This is a genomic window from Marinigracilibium pacificum, from assembly GCF_012926615.1.
Taxonomy (GTDB): Bacteria; Bacteroidota; Bacteroidia; order Cytophagales; family Cyclobacteriaceae; genus Mangrovivirga; species Mangrovivirga pacifica.
This window is the reverse complement of sequence record NZ_JABBNU010000011.1, coordinates 79,439-98,497: the sequence shown is the minus strand read 5'-3', so window position 1 is coordinate 98,497 and position 19,059 is coordinate 79,439. Positions and strand designations below refer to the sequence as shown.

Below are 19,059 nucleotides of genomic sequence, written 5' to 3'. Positions count from 1 at the left end.
TTTAACTATTCAATGGTAAACTCAGGAAAGTATTTTCTTTGCTGATAATCAGGGTGAAGATATTTCTCCCAGTCACTACCACCAGTAGCCTCTTTTTTAGGGTTTCCCGTTAAATAAAATCTGGCAGTTTCAAGGTGAACCATAGGCCAGTCATAATTAAACTTTCTTTCAAACACTTTTACTGTTTCAAGCAATTCCGGTGATAATCCTTTAGAACCACTAATTGATTTCAAACGAAGATTAAGGTTTTCCGACTTCATATTCTCTGCCAGCTCAACCATCTGTTTTTTGTATTTATCTTCAAAGTGCTTTAACGTAAGGCTCTTTTCGCCTGTTTTCGGATTCTTGCCTGCATGCTGCCAATATAAAAACTCAAACTTCTCCTCTATTGACTCATTACCGTTTAATTTATCCCTATCAGCAGGCTTCATTAGATTTTCAAGGTCAGTACAGTAAAATTCAACTAACCTAAACTGTACAGATTGAAATCCGCTTGCGGGAGTAAGTGTCATACGAAATTGGTTATATTCCTCATAAGACATACCCTTGCTCATTACACTAAAACTATTGATAAGCATATCAGCATAATTTGCACACCTTTTCATTCGAGTTATCAATTCTTCCTCACCGGGCAAGTCTCCCTGAGTAAGTTTTTCAAGTTCGTGAATAATAAGATTAAGGATAAGTTCAGTAACCTGATGATATACTATGAATATTTTTTCATCATGAAAATCAGTACGGGTCTTCTGAAGAGTTAGCAAGGTATCAACCTGGATATAATCCCAGTAGTTGATTGCTTTAGCATGATATAAGCCTTGAAGATAAGCATCAGCGGGTTGCTTTATATCTTCATATTTTTGCTTGAGCTTATTAAGAGTTTCTTCTTTCATCGAAATTTTTACTTAGGGGTCATTAATGTTGTGCTGAAAGTTAGGAAAGTATGTGGTTTTTTTAATTAAAATCAGCTTTGATTTAGCTAAAAAACAAGATATTTTAATTTAAATCCCTTTTTCTTATTATTTCGTTTAAAATAAATAGTGGATATGATCTATAATAAGGGAATTATTCTTGTTAATTTCACTCAAAGATCGATAAAGTCAACGTTAAACCAATTATGAAAGACCAACAGGATCATTTTTCAGAAATATCGGCTGATTATGCCAAATATAGACCTAACTATCCTCAAGAGTTGTACAAATGGCTTTTTGAGCATTGTACAGGATTTTATAGAGCTTGGGATGCTGCTTGTGGTACAGGTCAGGTAGCTAGTGAACTGTCAAAGCAGTTTTCAACTGTATATGCCAATGATATTAGTGAAGAGCAAATTGAAAATGCTCCTGAAATAGATAATATTGTTTATAAAGTTGGTAGAGCCGAAGAATCCTTATGGCCGGGGGAAAGTATCGATCTAATCACGACAGCTCAAGCACTACACTGGTTTGATCTTGATGCTTTTTTTGAAGAAGTGCATAGAGTTGCTACTGAAAATGCAATTTTTGCAGCCTGGGGATATAACCTGATAGACATTCAATCTGGTGATCAAAAATTTATTGATGAATTTTACCACGATCTTATTGGACCTTATTGGCCTGAGGAAAGAAAGTATGTCGATAATGGCTACCAAAATATAAAATTACCAATAGAAGAATTTGAGTCCCCATTGTTTGAAATTCATGCAAATTATAGCAAAAAGCATTTATTGGGGTACATATCCACCTGGTCGGCGGTGAAAGAATATAAAAAAGCCACCGGAACTGATCCAATGGCTTTTCTTATAAATAATCTTTCAAAAGAAAGTTATGCTATCAAACAAAGAATATTCATGAGAGCAGGAAGGCTAACTATCTGATCTATCAATTTTCCGCAATCCTCCCCAGATTCTAAACATTAGTATAAAGCATACTATTGAAAACCCTGTTAATACAACAGCAGGGACAATATTACCATAAAGCCAGTAACCCACAGCAAATAAGGCGGAGTAAACTGAGAATGTACCGGTTAACATCCCAGCAATTCCCAATGGAATTTTATTCTTATTATATGTAATAGCTTGTTCATTACTTGATATCCAATTGTATATTTTATTCCAACCAATACCTCCCGGGTTAATTTTCTTAACAAAATTAACTAGTACACCATGATCAGTTGGGCGAGTTAATAGTGTTACAGTAACCCATGCAATTGTAGTAATGGTAATGCTTATCAATAATACCTGGTAAGATTCCAGTTTTGTAAAAAACTCATCATGAATAACATTAAAGTAAATGGCTACAATGAATGAGACTGCCATACCGGTTATTTCAGACCAGGCGTTAATTCTCCACCAAAACCATCTAAGAATGAAGATCAATCCTGTTCCGGCGCCGATTGTTAATAAAATCTGGAATGCTTCTAATGCACTTTCAAGAACTAATGCAAACAACATTGCCAGCACCATAAGAATTACCGTTGAAATACGACCTACCATAACAAGCTCTTTTTCACTAGCTTCAGGCTTCAAAAACCTTTGGTAAAAATCATATACCACATAAGAAGATCCCCAGTTTAAGTGAGTAGATATGGTCGACATAAATGCCGCAATCAAAGAAGCAACAACCACACCTAACAAACCATGAGGTAAGTAAGTAAGCATTGCCGGGTATGCCAGATCATGCCCAATTATTGAACTGTCAACATTTGGAAATGCTGATTGAATGGCAGAAAGATCAGGAAAAACTAATAATGAAGCCAATCCGATTAAAATCCATGGCCATGGTCTTAATGCATAATGAGTAATATTAAAGAATAATGTTGCACCAACAGCATTATTTTCATCCTTTGCTGATAACATTCTCTGAACGATGTAACCTCCACCGCCAGGCTCAGCACCCGGGTACCAAACATTCCACCACTGAACGGCAATTGGTATAAGGAATACCGGAATAAATACATTTAGATTGTTAGGATCAGGAATAAAGTCAAGCTTATCTTCAAGGACAGGACTTGAAATCAAGTTAGAGAGGCCTCCAACTTCCGGTAAATCAATAATTATCATTGCGGCCCAAACTGAACCTGCCATAGCAATAATAAATTGAATAAAATCGGTAACAAGTACACCCTTTAATCCTCCAAGTGACGAATAAATAACAGTTACAACCCCTGCAATTATCAATGTTTCGCCTTTAGTCAATCCAAGTAATACATTACCCATTTTAGCTGCGGCAAGACATACAGTAGCCATAATCATCACATTAAAGAATACCCCAAGGTATACTGCTCTGAAGGCTCTTAGAAAAGCAGCAGCTTTTCCGCTATATCTTAATTCATAAAATTCAAGGTCAGTTACAACTTCAGACTTTCTCCATAGTGCCGCATAAACAAACACGGTTAACATACCTGTCAATAAAAATGCCCACCAGGTCCAGTTACCAGCAACACCGTCAGTTCTGACAATTTCTGTTACGAGGTTTGGAGTATCAGCTGAAAAAGTTGTTGCCACCATTGATATACCCAATAACCACCAGGGCATATTTCTTCCTGATAAAAAGAAGTCTTTTGCGCTTTTACCGGCAGATCTTGCAAACCATACCCCAATAGCAAGAGATACAATAAAAAACAATGCTACCGATAACCAGTCAATCCATTCGAGTTCCATAAACTTTCTTTAAAAAATTATTGGGCTAAAAATAAATGCTAAATATATAAATTGAATTTACAAAAGGTTACACCATTGAATAAAATCTTTGGAAAATAATGACCTCGGGGGTATTGTACATTAATTAGTCAATGAGCAATCGGTATATGGGAATTTAACGTTTGAAAATCAACAAATCACAAGACAGACTTTAATGCACAAACCCCTGGTCAGAATATATACAACCAAACAATTTATGTTTACTAATTATTCAATGCCATTTCAAGATCAATATATGGTGCTTTTTCACCATCAGAAAGAACGACTCCATTGATACCATAACTATATGATCTACCTCTAGGGTCAGTCTTCCTTACCTTCAGACTTATACTACTTTCAAGTAATTGAGATCTTCCCCCAAGGGTTTTCCATGGGATTTCTATGGTATAATGGTTTTCAGATTTTGAAATTGAAACTACTTTCTCTTTGTTTTTCAAATCCTTAACTGTTGCTTCTTTCATCTTTGACGGGATTACAACAACAGTTTCATTTTCAACTCCTTTATTAGAAATATTAAGAGTTACTTGATCAGTTTTATGAAGGCCTTCTTTTTGAATCAATTGGATTCTTAAAAATTTCTTAGAATCAACTAATGCGATACCAAGTATTGAATTGGGTCTCTCTTCATTTAACTGTGGAATCATAAAATATCTGACTGGATCAGATTCTTTACCTACTTTAATGCCTTTAGAAAATTGAAAGAATAAAATCAAATCATCAATACCAGCAAACCTGGTTCTTCCTCCTTCAAATTTGAGACTTTTGATATCATCAATAATTGAATTAAACTTCTGATCTGATATTGGCTTCACACCATTTAGATGATCAATTACTAAATTACCGTATTGACCGGCAGTTTTAAAATCAATCGCTGTCTGAGTAAGACTATCCATTTGAGGTTTAGATTCTACTAATCCATTTACCAAATCTTCAAAATTAATCCATCTGTCAAAATGAGATTTAATTTCATTTAACTTTGAAGTGTGTTTCGCGGAGATAAATTCCTTAACCGCTGCAGAGAAGTTTCTAGCTTCTTGCGGATCGGCCACTGCTGCATCAGCCCATTGATTTAATGGTGATAACATTGAATACATCAGACCTTTTGGATTTCGGGTGTAGATCTGATAGGGTCCCATCAGATCATTGAAATACAATAAATCATTAAACTCATTATGGGAATTAGTTAGGCGTCGGATTATTGTATGACGATTAGAAATATGTTTTCCACCCAAAGTTTCCAAATGTCCTGATATGTTTTCAAGCCTGTCAAAAAGATAAATACCATCTAACTTTTGTCTTTCAGACCAATAAATTTCTGCAATTGCAGCAGATCTCGGCCAAAGCCTGCTATCAATACTATTTTCATCTATTAATTCAGACCACATTGTAGCTTCTCCACCAAGAACCAGGTTTTTAGCTTTTTCGTCATTCACCAAAGAGGTTGGAATTGGATCAATAAAGTAATGATAGGTAACAGACTGCATGAGATCTACATAGTAGCCATGGCTTCTGATAACTTCCAGTCCACTTTCCACAGACCGTTTTAGACCTTCTTCTCCTCTCCAAGATTGAATTACCGGATTTGAACTGAGTAAATCATCGTGCAGGATTTCATCCCATCCTACCATAATTTTACCAGCATTAACAAGGGTTTTATTAACCTTCTTATTAAACCAAGCCTGAAGTTCATGATTATCAAACCCCATTTTCTTTTTAAATGCAACTATCTTATCATTGCTATCCCAGTGTTTACCTTCATTTTCATCACCTCCAATATGAAAATATTTATCAGGGAACAGAGCTGCCATTTCAGTAAAAAGAACATCTAGAAATTCATAAGTTTCATCGATTGTAGGGTTTAATGTAGGATCAAATATTCCTGCATTTCTCTCAATTGAGTAGCTTGCATTGTCTTCACTCGCATATTCAGGATATGCGGTTAGAATTGCGGTAGCATGACCCGGAACATCGAATTCGGGCACGACACGAATACCTCTATCATAGGCATAGTCGATTACATCTTTTACCTGTTCTTTAGTATAAAACTTTCCATCAGAAGCCTTTTGAGTTAGAAGAGGAAAAGAATCACTTTCAACACGCCACCCCTGATCATCAGTTAAATGCCAATGCATCACATTAAATTTAACTGCATGCATCAGATCAAGTTGTCTTTTTACCGTTTCGACAGACATAAAATGGCGGGAAACATCCAACATAATCCCTCTCCATTTAAAACGAGGAGAATCATCTATGGTCAAAGCAGGAAAATAATACCCTTCTTCATTTGATTTCACTAGTTGAAGTAAGGTCTGCAAAGCATACATTGCTCCAACATCGGTTTTGGCACTAATTTCAATCCTTGAAGTTGTAATTTCCAGCTTATAAGATTCATCAGCCCCAAGATTAAGAGGAGCCTCCTCTTCTGTTTTAATTATGAGTTGGAAATCATCAGCTTCCCACCATTTCCTATAATTATAAAATACCCCGGTTTTAGCACTTAAAGCATCATAAAATCTGTCTAAAGCTAAAGTAAGTCTCTCACTACCTTCAATTTTTGGTGTTAGCTGTTCGGTGATAGAAAATTCACCCGAGCCTGCCACTACCTGTGAAGGTAGCGGCAAAACCAGATGATCCACCTGTTGTGCATGAGCATTCATAGGAATGATGCCCATTAAACATGATGATATCAAACCCAAACAAACATAAATTCTTAATATAAATTTCAAGATCTTATCCTTTCGTTAAAAGTAATACCGTTTGAAAGCTTCCATGGCTTCATATTCTGCCATTCCAAGCTTATCATACAATTCTGCCAGTCCATGATTACGATCTTCGGCTCTTTGCCAAAACTCTCTCTTGTCTGATCCGGGGAAAACTGCAGAATCCTTTTGAGACTGATGCTTAAATATAGCTTTACGCTTTCTCATAAGTTCCATTGGACTAATTGGAACAGCCATATCGATATCTTCGATACCCCACTCCTGCCATGCACCACGGTATAACCATACATAACAGTCTTTGATCCAATCTTCATCTTTCAGTTGCTCTAATGCTCTGAATATTGCAGTCAGACATACCCTGTGAGTTCCATGCGGATCTGAAAGATCACCTGCAGCATAAATTTGATGAGGCTTAATTTTTTGTAATAGATCTACAATTATTTTAACATCTTCCTCGCCGATAGGTTTCTTTTTAACTAAACCTGTTTCGTAAAAAGGAAGGTCTAGAAAATGAGCTTTTTCATCTCCTATGCCTACATATCTACAAGCAGCTTTAGCTTCTCCTCTACGTATCAGTCCTTTTACTTGTCTAACAATCGGATGATCGATTTCACCCGGCTTTTTATTGTTTATAAACTCTCTGATTTCGCTATATAGGGCGTTGCCATCTTCGTTACTAACGCTGTGTTCCCCATTAAAATCTTTAAAGAAATCTACAAAACGAACAACATCTTCATCAAAAACAGCAATATTTCCAGAGGTTTGATAAGCCACATGGACATCATGACCTTGATCTACCAGCCTAATAAAAGTTCCACCCATGGAAATAACATCATCATCAGGGTGTGGAGAGAATATTACCACCTTTTTATTTGCAGGTTCAGCTCTCTCAGGTCTGTTAGTATCATCAGCACCAGGTTTACCACCAGGCCATCCGGTAATAGTATGCTGAAGAGTATTAAAGAGCTTCAAATTGATTTCATAAGCGCTACCATATTCGGCAATTAGCCCACTCATACCATTATCATTATAATCTCTGTCAGTCAGCTTTAAAATTGGCTTTTGTAACTTTAGAGATAACCAAATAACAGCTCTTTTTATCATGCGATCAGTCCATAGACAATCGCCTACCAACCATGGTGATTTTATTCGTACAAGCTCATCAGCAGCAGCTTCATCAATAACTATTGTAGCATTTGGGTGCATTTGAAGATACGTTGCCGGAACAGTGTCGCTAACCTCTCCTTCTACAGTTCTTTTAACTACACCAGCTTTACCCTCTCCCCATGCCATTAAGATTACTCTTTTAGCCTTCAGGATTGTCCCTACTCCCATTGTTATTGCTTTTTTAGGAACAAAATCTTCACCAAAAAAGTCGGAAGCAGCATCAATACGTGTTATATGATCAAGAGTAATTAACCTTGTTCGGCTATTAATCTGAGATCCTGGCTCGTTAAATCCAATATGTCCTGTTCTACCAATACCCAGAATCTGAATATCAAGTCCTCCCAGTTCAAGAATCTTCTCTTCATACCTTTCGCAATACGCCTGAATTTCTACAGGGTCAAGAGTTCCATCCGGTACATGAACGTTATTAGGATCAATATCGATGTGATCAAATAAATGATCATTCATGAACCGCACATAACTTTGAAGTGCATCAGGTTCGATAGGATAATATTCATCAAGATTAAAAGTAATTACATTTTTGAAGCTTAGACCTTCTTCTTTATGTAATCGAATCAATTCGCTATAAACTCCCTTAGGAGTGCTACCTGTCGCCAGGCCTAATATTGCTTTTTGAGATAATTTTTCTTTCTCACGGATCAGTTCAGCTATCTCAGCTGCGACCATTTTAGATGCATCATCACTTTCACCAAATATTACTGTGTGAATTTTTTCATACCTCGTCTGTTCATCAACTCCAGGTGCCTTGTAGCTGATGTCAACACCATTTAATACCTCATTCATATATTTATGATTTCGATCAGTTTTTAAAGTAGATTTTGAAAACAGGGGGTGCCAGGCTCTTGATTGGCAACCCCACTGTATCAAATGCAACAACTAATTAATTAACATCCCACCAAAGCGATGTACTTTCGATATCTTGACCTTGTCTTGATACTGCTTCAGAATAATTCTCTGAATTCAATGATTGCTCAATTAGAGGGTACTTATGTCTTTTAGGTAACTCACCATATACCTGATCAGCAGCAAATCTTGGAAGATCAGTTCTTCTTAATTCAGCAAATGCTTCAAATCCATCAGGGAAAAGTGCGATCCATTTTTGTGTTATAATTTGATTCAAGCCATCTGCAGCATCAAATGCAACATTAGCCTCAAATGCAGGGTTAGAAGATAATCCCCAATAAGAAAGACCTTGTGTAATACCTTCCTGATAATATGATTCTGCCTGAGCATCAGATTGTGTCATTCCTATTCCTCTGAATGCAGCTTCTGCCAGCAATAAATTAACTTCTGCAGCTGATACATGAATCCAGTCATTGCCAAGATCAAATACTGCACCTGCTGATGAATTTAATAATGAGAAATTATCCGGAGTAAATGAAGGTAAAACCACATCAGAAGGAACAGTTCCTGAAGGATAACCAACTATTTCACCACTGCCTAATTTTCTTCCATATAAGTCCAGTCTAGGATCATCCTGCATATTATCTACTAATGCTTTTGCCATAAAATGAGCATCAAAAGCTGATATTGGAGCACTTGTACCATTAGATCCTGAAGACCACTGGCTACCATCATCTTCATGAGGCATTTTACAAATCCATTCATTTGTAGTGATTAATGGCTCATTAATAACCGCACTGATATGAGAAGCGGCAAGTTGAGGCTCTACATCAGAAATTCTCATAGCAAGTCTCAAGCGAAGCGAGTTTGCCAGTCTGATCCATCCTTCTTCTTCTCCCTGGTAGAAAATATCCTGAACTCCATAGGTATTTTCACCCATTCTTAAATTTTGAGCAGCTGTTTCCAGTCTTGAAAGCATATCCTTGTAGATATCCTCTTGAGAATCATACTTTGGTTGAAAGATGCCTTCCATACCTAACCCTGCTTCTGAGTAAGGTACATCCCCGAAGAAATCTGTAAGTCTGTGATAGATTAGTACTCTCATTACATCAGCAATTGCCAATTGTGCATTTTTATCCGGGCCATCAGGCTGTTCTTCTATAAAGTCAACCATTGCCTGAAGATTACCTCCCAGACGTTGATAAGCTCTATCCCACATTCCTTGAGTCCAAGCATCATTAGCCGCCAGGAATTCACTTCCGGTTAACCATGGTGACGACATCAGACAAGAATAGTGCATTGCATAAAGTACATTACCCCTCCAAGATTCAAATCTGTGAGCTGACATACCATTTTGAATATATGGCAAGATCAGGTCAGGAGTTACTTCAACCACCTGATTAGGGTTTTGATTTAATTTTTCAAACCTGTCATCACAGCTTGAGAAGAGCATTCCAACTGCCAAAGCAGCAGCAAAAATCTTCTTTGATATATTAATAGTTTTCATAATTCAAATTCTTTGGTTGGAATTAAAATGATAAGTTTAATGTCACACCATAACTTCTGTATGCAGGGAAGGAAGCTGATTCACGACCACCGGCATTTCCACTGTTGAAAGATGATTCAGGATGAACTCCAGGAACATTATTCTTGAAAAAGAACAAGTTTCTACCTACAAGAGATACATCAAGAGCTTCTAAAAACGATCCTTCAATAAATGATGCAGGGAAAGAATAAGTAAGACTCATTTCACGCATCTTAATGAATGTTCCATCATAAACAAATGGTGCATCAATGGAAGTTGGCTGTCCATCTCTAGCCAGGCTTGACCAATAAACTTCCGGATCAACTGCAACTGTATTAACAGCTCCACCTTCTGTTACTCCATCAACTAAATAACCACCTGTACCGGCATACCACTCTGCTCTTCCTTCAAGTGTATTTTCATGATTTCCATTAGAATGAAGATATCTGTTAGTAATCGAATAAATATCCCCTCCTTTTCTCATGTCAATCAATGAGTTAAATCTGAAGTTTTTATAAGATATACCTACCGTAAGACCACCAATCCAATCCGGATTAATATTACCAAGAACAACAATTCCTTCAGTTCTCAATGGAATTCCATCATCTCCAACAACTACATTTCCATTGTCATCTCTTAGGAAATCATACCCCATAAGATCTCCGTATGGGTTTCCTGGAGAAGCAACCACTGAAATTCCTCTATCAGCGCCCAATAAAAGCTGATCAAGATTATCAACAAGAGAAATTACTTTGTTTTTGTTTTTTGCAAATCTTAAGCCTAGGTTAACTGAAAAATCACCACTTTTAATGATTGCTCCGTTTATACTTGCTTCATAACCACTATTTTCCATTTCACCAGCATTGATAAGAGCGTTTCCAAATCCTGTTGTGCTAGAAACAGTAGTAGGCAAAATCTGATTCTCAGTATTCGATTTGTAATAAGTGAAGTTGATATCCAATCTGTCTTTAAAGAACACAAGGTCAATACCAGCTTCAATACTTTTTGTAAGTTCAGGTATTAAACTAAAGTTTGGTATTGTCTGATTTGGAACATACTGATCAAGATATGGACCAATTCCATACATAGAAGCACCAGCATGACTACCCATCGAACCAAAAGAAGACGCTAATTGATAAGGACTAGTATCATTACCTACCTTAGCCCATGAAGCTCTCACTTTACCATAATTAAAGAAGTCGTTATAAAGATTGAATGCTTCACTGAAAATGAAACCTGCTGATACTGAAGGGTAGAAAAAGTCATTATTATCTATTGGTAGAGTCGAAGACCAATCATTTCTTCCTGTTATATCAAGGAAAAGGTATCCATTATAGTCAAAACTAGCCTGTCCAAATAATGACCAAATCTCTTTCTCAAAAGTATTTGGAGTGAATGTAACAGACCCTGCGTTACTTAAGTGATAGAAACCATCAACTGCAAGGTTGGTTCCATAAGCACCAAACTGCTCTACATTTTGTCTAAGAATATTTCCACCAACTACTGTTTTAAGGCTTAGACCTTCAGTTAAATTATGAGAAGAATTTAACAAGAACATATTATTAAATTCCTGAACTTCATATAAGTTTTGCTGGATCTCTCCATTCAAGCGATATCTTGTTCCCTTAGAAACATATCTGAATCGCTTTGAAGTATACCAATCCATTCCAGAAACAACTTCAGCTTTTAACCAGTCGGTTAATTCATATTTAAGCTTTACATAACTTAATATTCTGTTTTTCGAATCATGGTTACCGTTTTTCTCAACAGCCCAGTAAGGATTTAATCTAAATGTTTCTGAAGTATATAGTCTTTGCAATCCGTCTTCACCTTCATAAGGAAGTAAGTTTGAAAGCTCTTCATTTCTAGGCATCCAAATCAGACCGTTTACAGGGTTTTCCATGATATCAGCTAGATTCGCTCTGTTTTCTGCATTATTTCTAATGTAAGTAAATTTTGCAGCAACATTTAATCGATCATTCAGGTAAGTATTTCCTTTAGCTGTAATCGATGTTCTGTCAAACTTACTGTTAGGTAAGATTGACTCGTTATCCATACGGGTAAGACTAACTCTGAATGCAGAAGTTTCATTTCCTCCTGAAAAAGCAAGAGTATTGGTAAATGTCTGACCAGTTTCCCAGAAATCCTTAAAATTATCCGGTTGAGCTGAATATGCTCTTTGCTCACCATCCCAATAAGTTATAGTTTGACCGTTCATTGGCGCTCCCCAGCTTGTACCAACACCATTTGTACCTAGTGCAAGGTATTCTTCTGCTGATGTTGGCGCTGCTCCACCTGTTCCAGCTCCGTATTCATTTTGATATTCAGGAGAAATCATTATCTGATCCAATGTGTAGGTTGATGTGAAATCAATTCCTACTCCAGGCTTTTTACCTCCAGACTTTGTAGTAATCTGAATTACACCATTAGCAGCTCGAGCTCCATACAAGGCAGCAGCATTTGGTCCTTTTAATACAGTAACAGACTCAATATCATCAGCGCTGATATCACCGATTCCATCACCGTAATCTATACCACCCCATCGTCCGGCAGCATCAAGATTTTGGTTATCAATAGGTACTCCATCAACAACATAAAGCGGTTGGTTATTTCCTACTAAAGAGTTGTTTCCTCTAATTACCACTCTAGATGATCCGGCAGGACCAGAAGCGGTACGTGAAACCTGAACACCAGCTACGCGACCGCTCAAACTGTTAACAACATTGGTTTCTTTAACTAAGTTTAGTTGTTTGCTTTCTAATTGAGAAACAGAGTATCCTAATGATTTAGTCTCTTTCTCAATACCATAAGCAGTAACAATAACTTCAGATAACTGCTCAATTGAAGGGTTAAGGCTAACTTCAAGAGATGTTCTACCATTTAATGGTACCTCAAGAGATTCATAACCTACATACGAAACAACTAATATGACATCTGTCGATGGTACACTGATAGAAAATTTCCCATTAATATCAGTGACATTGCCCTGGGTTGTTCCTTTAATAAGAACATTGGCTCCGGGTATGGCACTATTATCTGACAGATCTTTGACTGTACCTGTTACAGTAGACTGAGCCCAGGCAGTCAGGGAGGTCAGAATAACCATTACCCACATTAAATATAATTTTTTCATTGGTATTTGTGTTTTAGGTTTTAGAAGAAAAAGACGCTTTTTCATTTTTGCTTCAAAACCAATATAGAAGGAGAAAAAACAGACAAAAAATTTATTCGCCAACCTGCTTAAAAAATTATCTAAACTGCAATTCTATTCGCTAAACAACATTTCAACCGATTGCGAACTTAAAAAATAGTGCAAAATACACTTCAGCTACAAAATAGAACAGTATAGATAAAAAACTTTTCTGTTAACAGATAAAATATACATATTCCTTCTTGCTAATTTTTAGAAAGATGACATTTTCCAATTATCTTACCCTTGGAAATAATCTTACAAAAGAATCTTCGATGAAGGACTTTTTAAAGACAACTTGGGTACAACATACTATTTTTTGGCTGATCTATTTTACTTTTAATTTGATCAGATGGGGATCATATTTTGATGATTATCAATACTCATTAGAGTCAAATCTGGTTGAGTTCCCCTTACATATTATACTTGTTTACTTTAACTTGTATTTTCTGCTTCCAAGGTTGATCCCTAAATATTGGGGATGGTATTTTATATTTCTGATGTTATCAACACTGGTCATTTCAATAATCAGAATTGTTATTACTTATGAATTTGTAACTACAGAAATATGGAAAGAATCGGGTCAACCAGCTGAATTATTTGGAGGCAATTATATCCTTGCAGTGTTTATTGGTGAACTTTATGTGGTAGGATTGACAACTGCGTTAAAATTAGGAGTCGACTGGGTGAATTTTCAAAAGAAAACAAGAGAATTAGAACGTCTGAAGATGCAGGCCGAAATGGCTTTTTTACAATCTCAGATTCAACCACACTTTTTCTTTAATACACTCAACAATTTATACTCTCTTGTTCTAGTAAAGTCTGACAAAGCTGCTGATATGATAATCAGGCTATCCGATTTGATGAGGTATGTTATATATGGTTCTCAAGAAGAATTTGTATCAACAAATAATGCTTTTGATCAACTTGATAATTATGTTGAACTGGTAAAATTAAGATATGGTGATAAATTAAGTCTTAACTATTCGCGAACCGAAGGAAATGAAAGTGATTTAATTCCACCACTAACTTTATTACCTTTTATAGAAAATTCCTTTAAGCATGCCGGTAAAAACAATGAGGGGATGATACCAATTAAAATAACAATTGAGGTAACAGATAACCATTTGATATTTAAATCACATAATTTTAAGCAAAAGTTAAAATCATCAGCAATTGAAGTTGGTGGTGTTGGCAATGAAAATGTCCGTAAACGCCTTGAATTATTATTTAGCAAAAATTATTCACTCGATATAAAAGAAGATCAGCAAACCTATTTTTTAAGATTAAAAATACCGTTAAAAAGAAAATGAAGTGCCTAATTGTAGACGATGAACCTCTTGCAGTAAAGATAATTGAACGATTTATTGAGCATGTTGATGATCTGGAGATCGTAAAAACATCAGACAATGCACTTGAAGCTTATAATATTCTTCAACACGAAAAAATTGATGTCTTATTTCTGGATATCAATATACCTGAATTAAGTGGCCTGGATCTTCTCAGAACTCTAAAAAGTAAACCATTAGTCGTATTAACAACTGCTTATAAGGAATATGCAGTTGAAGGGTTTGAGCTGGAAGTATTAGATTACCTTGTTAAGCCTATTTCCATGAGTAGATTTATGGATTCTGTAGAAAGAATTAGAAAAGCCTATTCGTCAAGATCAGGAGAGCAAGATAAAGAAGATGTTGCTGAATTTACATTCTTTAAAGTAAACAAAAAGCAAGTTAAAGTCTTTTTTGATGAGATAATGTGGATTGAAAGTCTTAAGGATTATATCAGAATAGTAACACCTGATAAAAGCCTTATTACACATCATAATTTAAACACAGTAAGTGAAATACTCCCATCTCATGATTTTTACAGAGTACATAAAAGTTTTATTGCAAACATGTCTAAAGTAGATGAAATGGAAGGAAATATGTTATTGATAGGGAGGCAACATATACCTGTAGGAAGAAATTTCATTAAGGAAGTTAAAGAAAGGTTGTTGGGGTAATATGTTTAAATTTAAATTACAATAATTTTATTAAGATGATTCTCTAGCCAACCAAAAATTAAAATTAGGAAAATAATATAGTTATCAATTATTGAGTATTTTTCAATTTGAAAAGTATCTATAATTTGTCTGAATTTCAAACCATATTATTAATTTCAGGAAGTCAGGGCATAATTTTGAGTCTTGGTTTAATCACTTCCGGAGTACTTAAAAAGAAACAAAACCTATTCCTGGGGTTGATAACCTTAGTGTTTGCTCTGGAAATTTTAACCGGTTGGGCTGTAATTACAAAAAGAACTAATGATCCGGATATTTTTCCATTTTGGGTTTTTTCATCTTTCTTAATTATCCCTCCGGCTCTTTTTCTTTTTGGAAAACTAACTACCAAAGCAAAATTTAAGATTGAAGGTTGGCACAAATTATTATTTATACCTTCTATTATCGAAATCATTTCAGAGTTTGGCTCCTATTTCTTCAATAAATATTCAGGCAGTCAAATATCATTATTCAGAAACTCCTTATGGTTTTGGTTTACAGAATTGCTCCCTTTATTGTCAGTTATAATTGTTCTTTTTATAAATGGAATAGATATTAATGCGCTACGTAATTCAATAAAAACTATTCCTGGCACCAAATCATATCAACACCTGATCAAAATATCTGTATTCTATCTCATCCTGGTATTAATTACCATATTCTGGTTTCTTGAAGCAGTAATTAACTTGCCCCTATTCAGTTATTCGGTATTATTACTTTGCCTGATCATTTTTGCTTTAGGCTACATATCCTTTTTCAGTCCTGATTTTTTTGACCTCCCGCCAATTCTAATCAGAACAACATCTTTTGCAGATAGTTCAATTGAAGCAAGAACAGAGATGGGAAGAATAAATGAAGAATTCACTTCCAGAAAGATCTATTTACAACCCAGGCTTACTATTAAAAATGCAGCAGAACAACTTAATATAAAATCAAGAGATCTTTCAGAATTGATAAACACATATTATGGTACGGATTTCAGAAGATACATTAACCACCATCGAATCAATGAAGTAATAGAAAAAATAAACAATGGTGAATTAAAAAATAAAACACTACTTGGAATTGCTATGGATGCTGGATTTAATTCCAAGTCTTCTTTTAATCAAGCCTTTAAAGATATCAAAGGAAAGAGCCCTAAAGAGTACTTTAACCCTGACCCTAACAAAAAAGAAGTCCAATAACATGATTCAGGAGGTATGAAAACGTGTTTCAGGTCGATGCGAAATGAAATTAGACGCTTATTTGGCAAAAAACATTTCACATTATGAAACCATTACTACAAATAATTATTTTTATTTTTTGCAGCTTATCATCAATTGCCCAGGAGAAAAACATCACTAATCCAAAGCTAAAAATCCATTTTGAAAAAAATGTCGAATTCATTGGATTCATTTATTTCATTGGTTTTGAAACTGAAGGGATTGAAGACAAGACTATTAACATAAATGGAAAGGAGATTCCTAAAAAAGAATGGCATAATTACGGTTATTCATTTTATAAAAAATACCACTCCAAATTCAATTCTGAACACTTACAAAAGGCCATTTCTGTAGCCAACCATTTATGGCTTGATAAGATTCTAAACCTATTGATAAGAGTTCAGGATTTCCCAAATGCAGATATACCTTCTGATCTACCTCTTCAATTTTATATTGATTTTTCTATTGATAAAGATTCAGTTTCAGCCTACCAAAATGCATCAATATTTCTTTCAGAACTTAATGAGTTTTACGAAGAAATAAATTTTGATCAGTATCTAAACGAATGTGATTTTTTTTATCAGAAAGCCATCACCGAAATTGAACAGACTAAACCAAAGTATGATTTCATTTCAAGTCTGGAAAACTACTTTTCAAATGAATATAATTCATATCACCTTATACCTAGTCTGACATTACCAAAAACTATGGGGTTTGGCCTAAAATATCCGGATGGAGGAATATGCAATGTCTTTGGTGCTTTAGACTTTCAAGTTATTTCAAACCCAGATTCGTTAAATATGGGATTTAAAAATGAAATAAAATTAAGAGAACTGAGTATTCATGAATTTGGTCACTCTTTTATTCATAAAGCGTGGGCATCAATACCAGACTCACTGATTAATGCTACCTCCCATTTAATGACTCCTATTAAAGAACAAATGTATGACCAAGGATACAATAATTGGAATACCGTAATAAATGAGCATATTATTAGAACAGTAGAGTTAATAATAGCCAAAAACAACACCACTATAAATGAATACAATGTCTTAAGAAAAGACTATCTGGAAAAAAGACAATTCATCTACATCCCGATTTTTGAAAAGATACTAATAAATTATAAAAAGAATTACTCAGGATTTGAGGAAGCTGTAATAGACTCAATAATGATTTTATATAAAGACAATCTCTGATTTATAATTTAAGTAATTGATAATATGAAAATTTTCATTTTGATTTTTTGTGGTAGTCACCTATTTTAGAATCCAATTTATTTTTATCACTTTATCAATAATGAATAAAGCAAAACTTATAGAAGACTATTTAAGCCAAGCTAAAAATCCTGATTTTGATTTGGATTTAGTTAGAGAAGATATGATAAAAAAGGGCTTAGATGAACAAGACATCAAAGCAATTATCCGATACATCGACTCTCAGTTACAACGAAAAGCTGAAGCCGAATTAAAAAATATTGAACGAACAAAATTAATTGTTGGTGGAATAATAACTGCATTAGGAACAATTTCTGCTTTATTATTTTTTATGGGAAGAACTTTTTAGTTTACCACTTTATTCTATTTTACCTATCAATTAATAAACAAATTTTCTGCAGAGAACTATTTAGTCAATAGTTATTTAAAGTGAATGAATTAAAAAAATTAAACTCATAGATTATTTATAGTTTATTAACAAATAATACTATTGATAGTAAAGGTGATTGATTAAGATTACCTAAAAATCATAATCAACCATATGAAAAAATTACTCACACTAACACTAATTTTATTTTCTCTCCCTATTATCTCGCAAGAGAATTTAACTTATACCAATGAAAAAGGAGAAAAGCACCTTATCGGAGAAATCCCAATTAAAATGCTGGAAACGGACACAACATATTCTTTCTGGTACCTTTCTAGCGCTGAAGAATTTACCCTTTCAGAAAAAGATACTGAATGGGCCAGTAAATTAAATGATACTAAAGTAGAAATTTACTTCGGTAGTTGGTGTGGTGATAGTCAAAACTATGTTCCAAAATTCATTAAACTATGGAGGGAATTAGGACTTAAAGAAAGTAACCTAAAACTAATTGCATTATATGATAATGGGGTTGAAGGAAAATATAAACAAGGTCCAAATCAAGAAGAAAAAGGGTTAAAAATTCATAGGGTACCTACTTTCATATTTCGTAATAATGAAAATGAAATTGCGCGCATAGTAGAATATCCGGTGAATGATCTGGAAACTGATCTGGCTCAGATTGCACTTGGCTATCCATCAAATCCAAATTACAGAGCTGCAAACTATATGTTGGATCTCTTTGAAAATAACACACTTGAAGAAATAGACAACGAGAGGAGAAAGCATGTAATTGAATGCTACTATAAATCTGGTAAATCGAGGGAATTAAACACATTAGGATACGTTTTATTAGATGCAGGCCGGATTGATGAGGCTTTAACTGTATTCCTGTTTAATACATTTATATTTCCATACGAACCAAACGTATACGATAGCTATGCAGAAGCAAATATGATTGCCGGAAATTACGATATTGCGAAACAGTTTTATAATAAAGTTCTTGAGTTAGATGCGGACAACGAGAATGCAAAAAGCAAACTTGAAGAACTTGAAAATATGAATCCTTAAATTTAAATCAAGACATATTTAATTCTGAATT

13 protein-coding genes are annotated in these 19,059 nt (G+C 34.9%); 7 read left to right on the top strand and 6 right to left on the bottom strand.

Annotation, left to right across the window (positions count from 1 at the left end; genetic code table 11):
- Positions 1 to 5: 5 nt before the first annotated feature.
- Positions 6 to 890 carry a tryptophan 2,3-dioxygenase family protein gene (locus HH304_RS17155; protein WP_169684427.1) on the bottom strand — a complete coding sequence of 295 codons (885 nt, stop codon included), beginning with the start codon at positions 888 to 890 and terminating at the stop codon, positions 6 to 8.
- A gap of 224 nt (positions 891 to 1,114) precedes the next feature.
- Between HH304_RS17155 and HH304_RS17150 the strand changes: the two genes are divergently transcribed.
- Positions 1,115 to 1,849, top strand: a complete 735-nt coding sequence (locus HH304_RS17150) for a class I SAM-dependent methyltransferase (RefSeq protein ID WP_169684425.1) — start codon at positions 1,115 to 1,117, stop codon at positions 1,847 to 1,849.
- On the opposite strand, the gene HH304_RS17145 is transcribed toward HH304_RS17150, so the two are convergent.
- From HH304_RS17145 to HH304_RS17125, 5 genes are all read right to left on the bottom strand, one after another.
- The gene (locus HH304_RS17145) at positions 1,838 to 3,634 is read right to left on the bottom strand and encodes a sodium:solute symporter family protein (protein WP_169684422.1); all 1,797 of its coding nucleotides are present in this window, start codon (positions 3,632 to 3,634) and stop codon (positions 1,838 to 1,840) included. The two genes, HH304_RS17150 and HH304_RS17145, sit on opposite strands and share 12 nt — an antisense overlap.
- Positions 3,635 to 3,876: 242 nt before the next feature.
- The gene (locus tag HH304_RS17140; RefSeq protein ID WP_169684420.1) at positions 3,877 to 6,345 is read right to left on the bottom strand and encodes a beta-N-acetylhexosaminidase; all 2,469 of its coding nucleotides are present in this window, start codon (positions 6,343 to 6,345) and stop codon (positions 3,877 to 3,879) included.
- A gap of 69 nt (positions 6,346 to 6,414) precedes the next feature.
- Positions 6,415 to 8,364, bottom strand: a complete 1,950-nt coding sequence (gene nagB, locus HH304_RS17135) for a glucosamine-6-phosphate deaminase (protein WP_169684418.1) — start codon at positions 8,362 to 8,364, stop codon at positions 6,415 to 6,417.
- Positions 8,365 to 8,461: 97 nt separating this feature from the next.
- A complete protein-coding gene (locus HH304_RS17130; RefSeq protein ID WP_169684416.1) occupies positions 8,462 to 9,931 on the bottom strand; it encodes a SusD/RagB family nutrient-binding outer membrane lipoprotein in 1,470 nt (489 codons plus the stop codon).
- 22 nt (positions 9,932 to 9,953) lie between these two features.
- On the bottom strand, positions 9,954 to 13,082 hold the full coding sequence (locus tag HH304_RS17125) for a SusC/RagA family TonB-linked outer membrane protein (protein ID WP_169684412.1): 3,129 nt from the start codon (positions 13,080 to 13,082) through the stop codon (positions 9,954 to 9,956).
- A 278-nt stretch (positions 13,083 to 13,360) separates the two neighbouring features.
- Here HH304_RS17125 and HH304_RS17120 point away from each other — a divergent pair, with 278 nt between their 5' ends.
- The 6 genes from HH304_RS17120 (at position 13,361) to HH304_RS17095 (ending at position 19,028) form a co-directional block, all read left to right on the top strand.
- Positions 13,361 to 14,452, top strand: coding sequence for a sensor histidine kinase (locus tag HH304_RS17120; RefSeq protein ID WP_169684408.1), 1,092 nt, complete (start codon positions 13,361 to 13,363; stop codon positions 14,450 to 14,452).
- The gene (locus HH304_RS17115; protein ID WP_169684405.1) at positions 14,449 to 15,141 is read left to right on the top strand and encodes a LytR/AlgR family response regulator transcription factor; all 693 of its coding nucleotides are present in this window, start codon (positions 14,449 to 14,451) and stop codon (positions 15,139 to 15,141) included. The genes HH304_RS17120 and HH304_RS17115 overlap by 4 nt, the downstream gene beginning before the upstream one ends.
- A 125-nt stretch (positions 15,142 to 15,266) precedes the next feature.
- Positions 15,267 to 16,361 carry a helix-turn-helix domain-containing protein gene (locus HH304_RS17110; RefSeq protein ID WP_169684402.1) on the top strand — a complete coding sequence of 365 codons (1,095 nt, stop codon included), beginning with the start codon at positions 15,267 to 15,269 and terminating at the stop codon, positions 16,359 to 16,361.
- 83 nt (positions 16,362 to 16,444) lie between these two features.
- Positions 16,445 to 17,575, top strand: coding sequence for a DUF4932 domain-containing protein (locus HH304_RS17105; RefSeq protein ID WP_169684400.1), 1,131 nt, complete (start codon positions 16,445 to 16,447; stop codon positions 17,573 to 17,575).
- 100 nt (positions 17,576 to 17,675) lie between these two features.
- Positions 17,676 to 17,942, top strand: a complete 267-nt coding sequence (locus tag HH304_RS17100; protein ID WP_169684398.1) for a hypothetical protein — start codon at positions 17,676 to 17,678, stop codon at positions 17,940 to 17,942.
- 192 nt (positions 17,943 to 18,134) lie between these two features.
- Positions 18,135 to 19,028 carry a hypothetical protein gene (locus HH304_RS17095; RefSeq protein ID WP_169684395.1) on the top strand — a complete coding sequence of 298 codons (894 nt, stop codon included), beginning with the start codon at positions 18,135 to 18,137 and terminating at the stop codon, positions 19,026 to 19,028.
- Positions 19,029 to 19,059 lie beyond the last annotated feature (31 nt).

Bases quoted from the DNA above. Each gene is read 5' to 3' on its own strand.
- HH304_RS17155 (WP_169684427.1), bottom strand. From the start codon at position 890: ATGAAAGAAGAAACTCTTAATAAGCTCAAGCAAAAATATGAAGATATA.
- HH304_RS17150 (WP_169684425.1), top strand. From the start codon at position 1,115: ATGAAAGACCAACAGGATCATTTTTCAGAAATATCGGCTGATTATGCC.
- HH304_RS17145 (WP_169684422.1), bottom strand. From the start codon at position 3,634: ATGGAACTCGAATGGATTGACTGGTTATCGGTAGCATTGTTTTTTATT.
- HH304_RS17140 (WP_169684420.1), bottom strand. From the start codon at position 6,345: ATGGGCATCATTCCTATGAATGCTCATGCACAACAGGTGGATCATCTG.
- nagB (WP_169684418.1), bottom strand. From the start codon at position 8,364: ATGAATGAGGTATTAAATGGTGTTGACATCAGCTACAAGGCACCTGGA.
- HH304_RS17130 (WP_169684416.1), bottom strand. From the start codon at position 9,931: ATGAAAACTATTAATATATCAAAGAAGATTTTTGCTGCTGCTTTGGCA.
- HH304_RS17125 (WP_169684412.1), bottom strand. From the start codon at position 13,082: ATGAAAAAATTATATTTAATGTGGGTAATGGTTATTCTGACCTCCCTG.
- HH304_RS17120 (WP_169684408.1), top strand. From the start codon at position 13,361: ATGACATTTTCCAATTATCTTACCCTTGGAAATAATCTTACAAAAGAA.
- HH304_RS17115 (WP_169684405.1), top strand. From the start codon at position 14,449: ATGAAGTGCCTAATTGTAGACGATGAACCTCTTGCAGTAAAGATAATT.
- HH304_RS17105 (WP_169684400.1), top strand. From the start codon at position 16,445: ATGAAACCATTACTACAAATAATTATTTTTATTTTTTGCAGCTTATCA.
- HH304_RS17100 (WP_169684398.1), top strand. From the start codon at position 17,676: ATGAATAAAGCAAAACTTATAGAAGACTATTTAAGCCAAGCTAAAAAT.
- HH304_RS17095 (WP_169684395.1), top strand. From the start codon at position 18,135: ATGAAAAAATTACTCACACTAACACTAATTTTATTTTCTCTCCCTATT.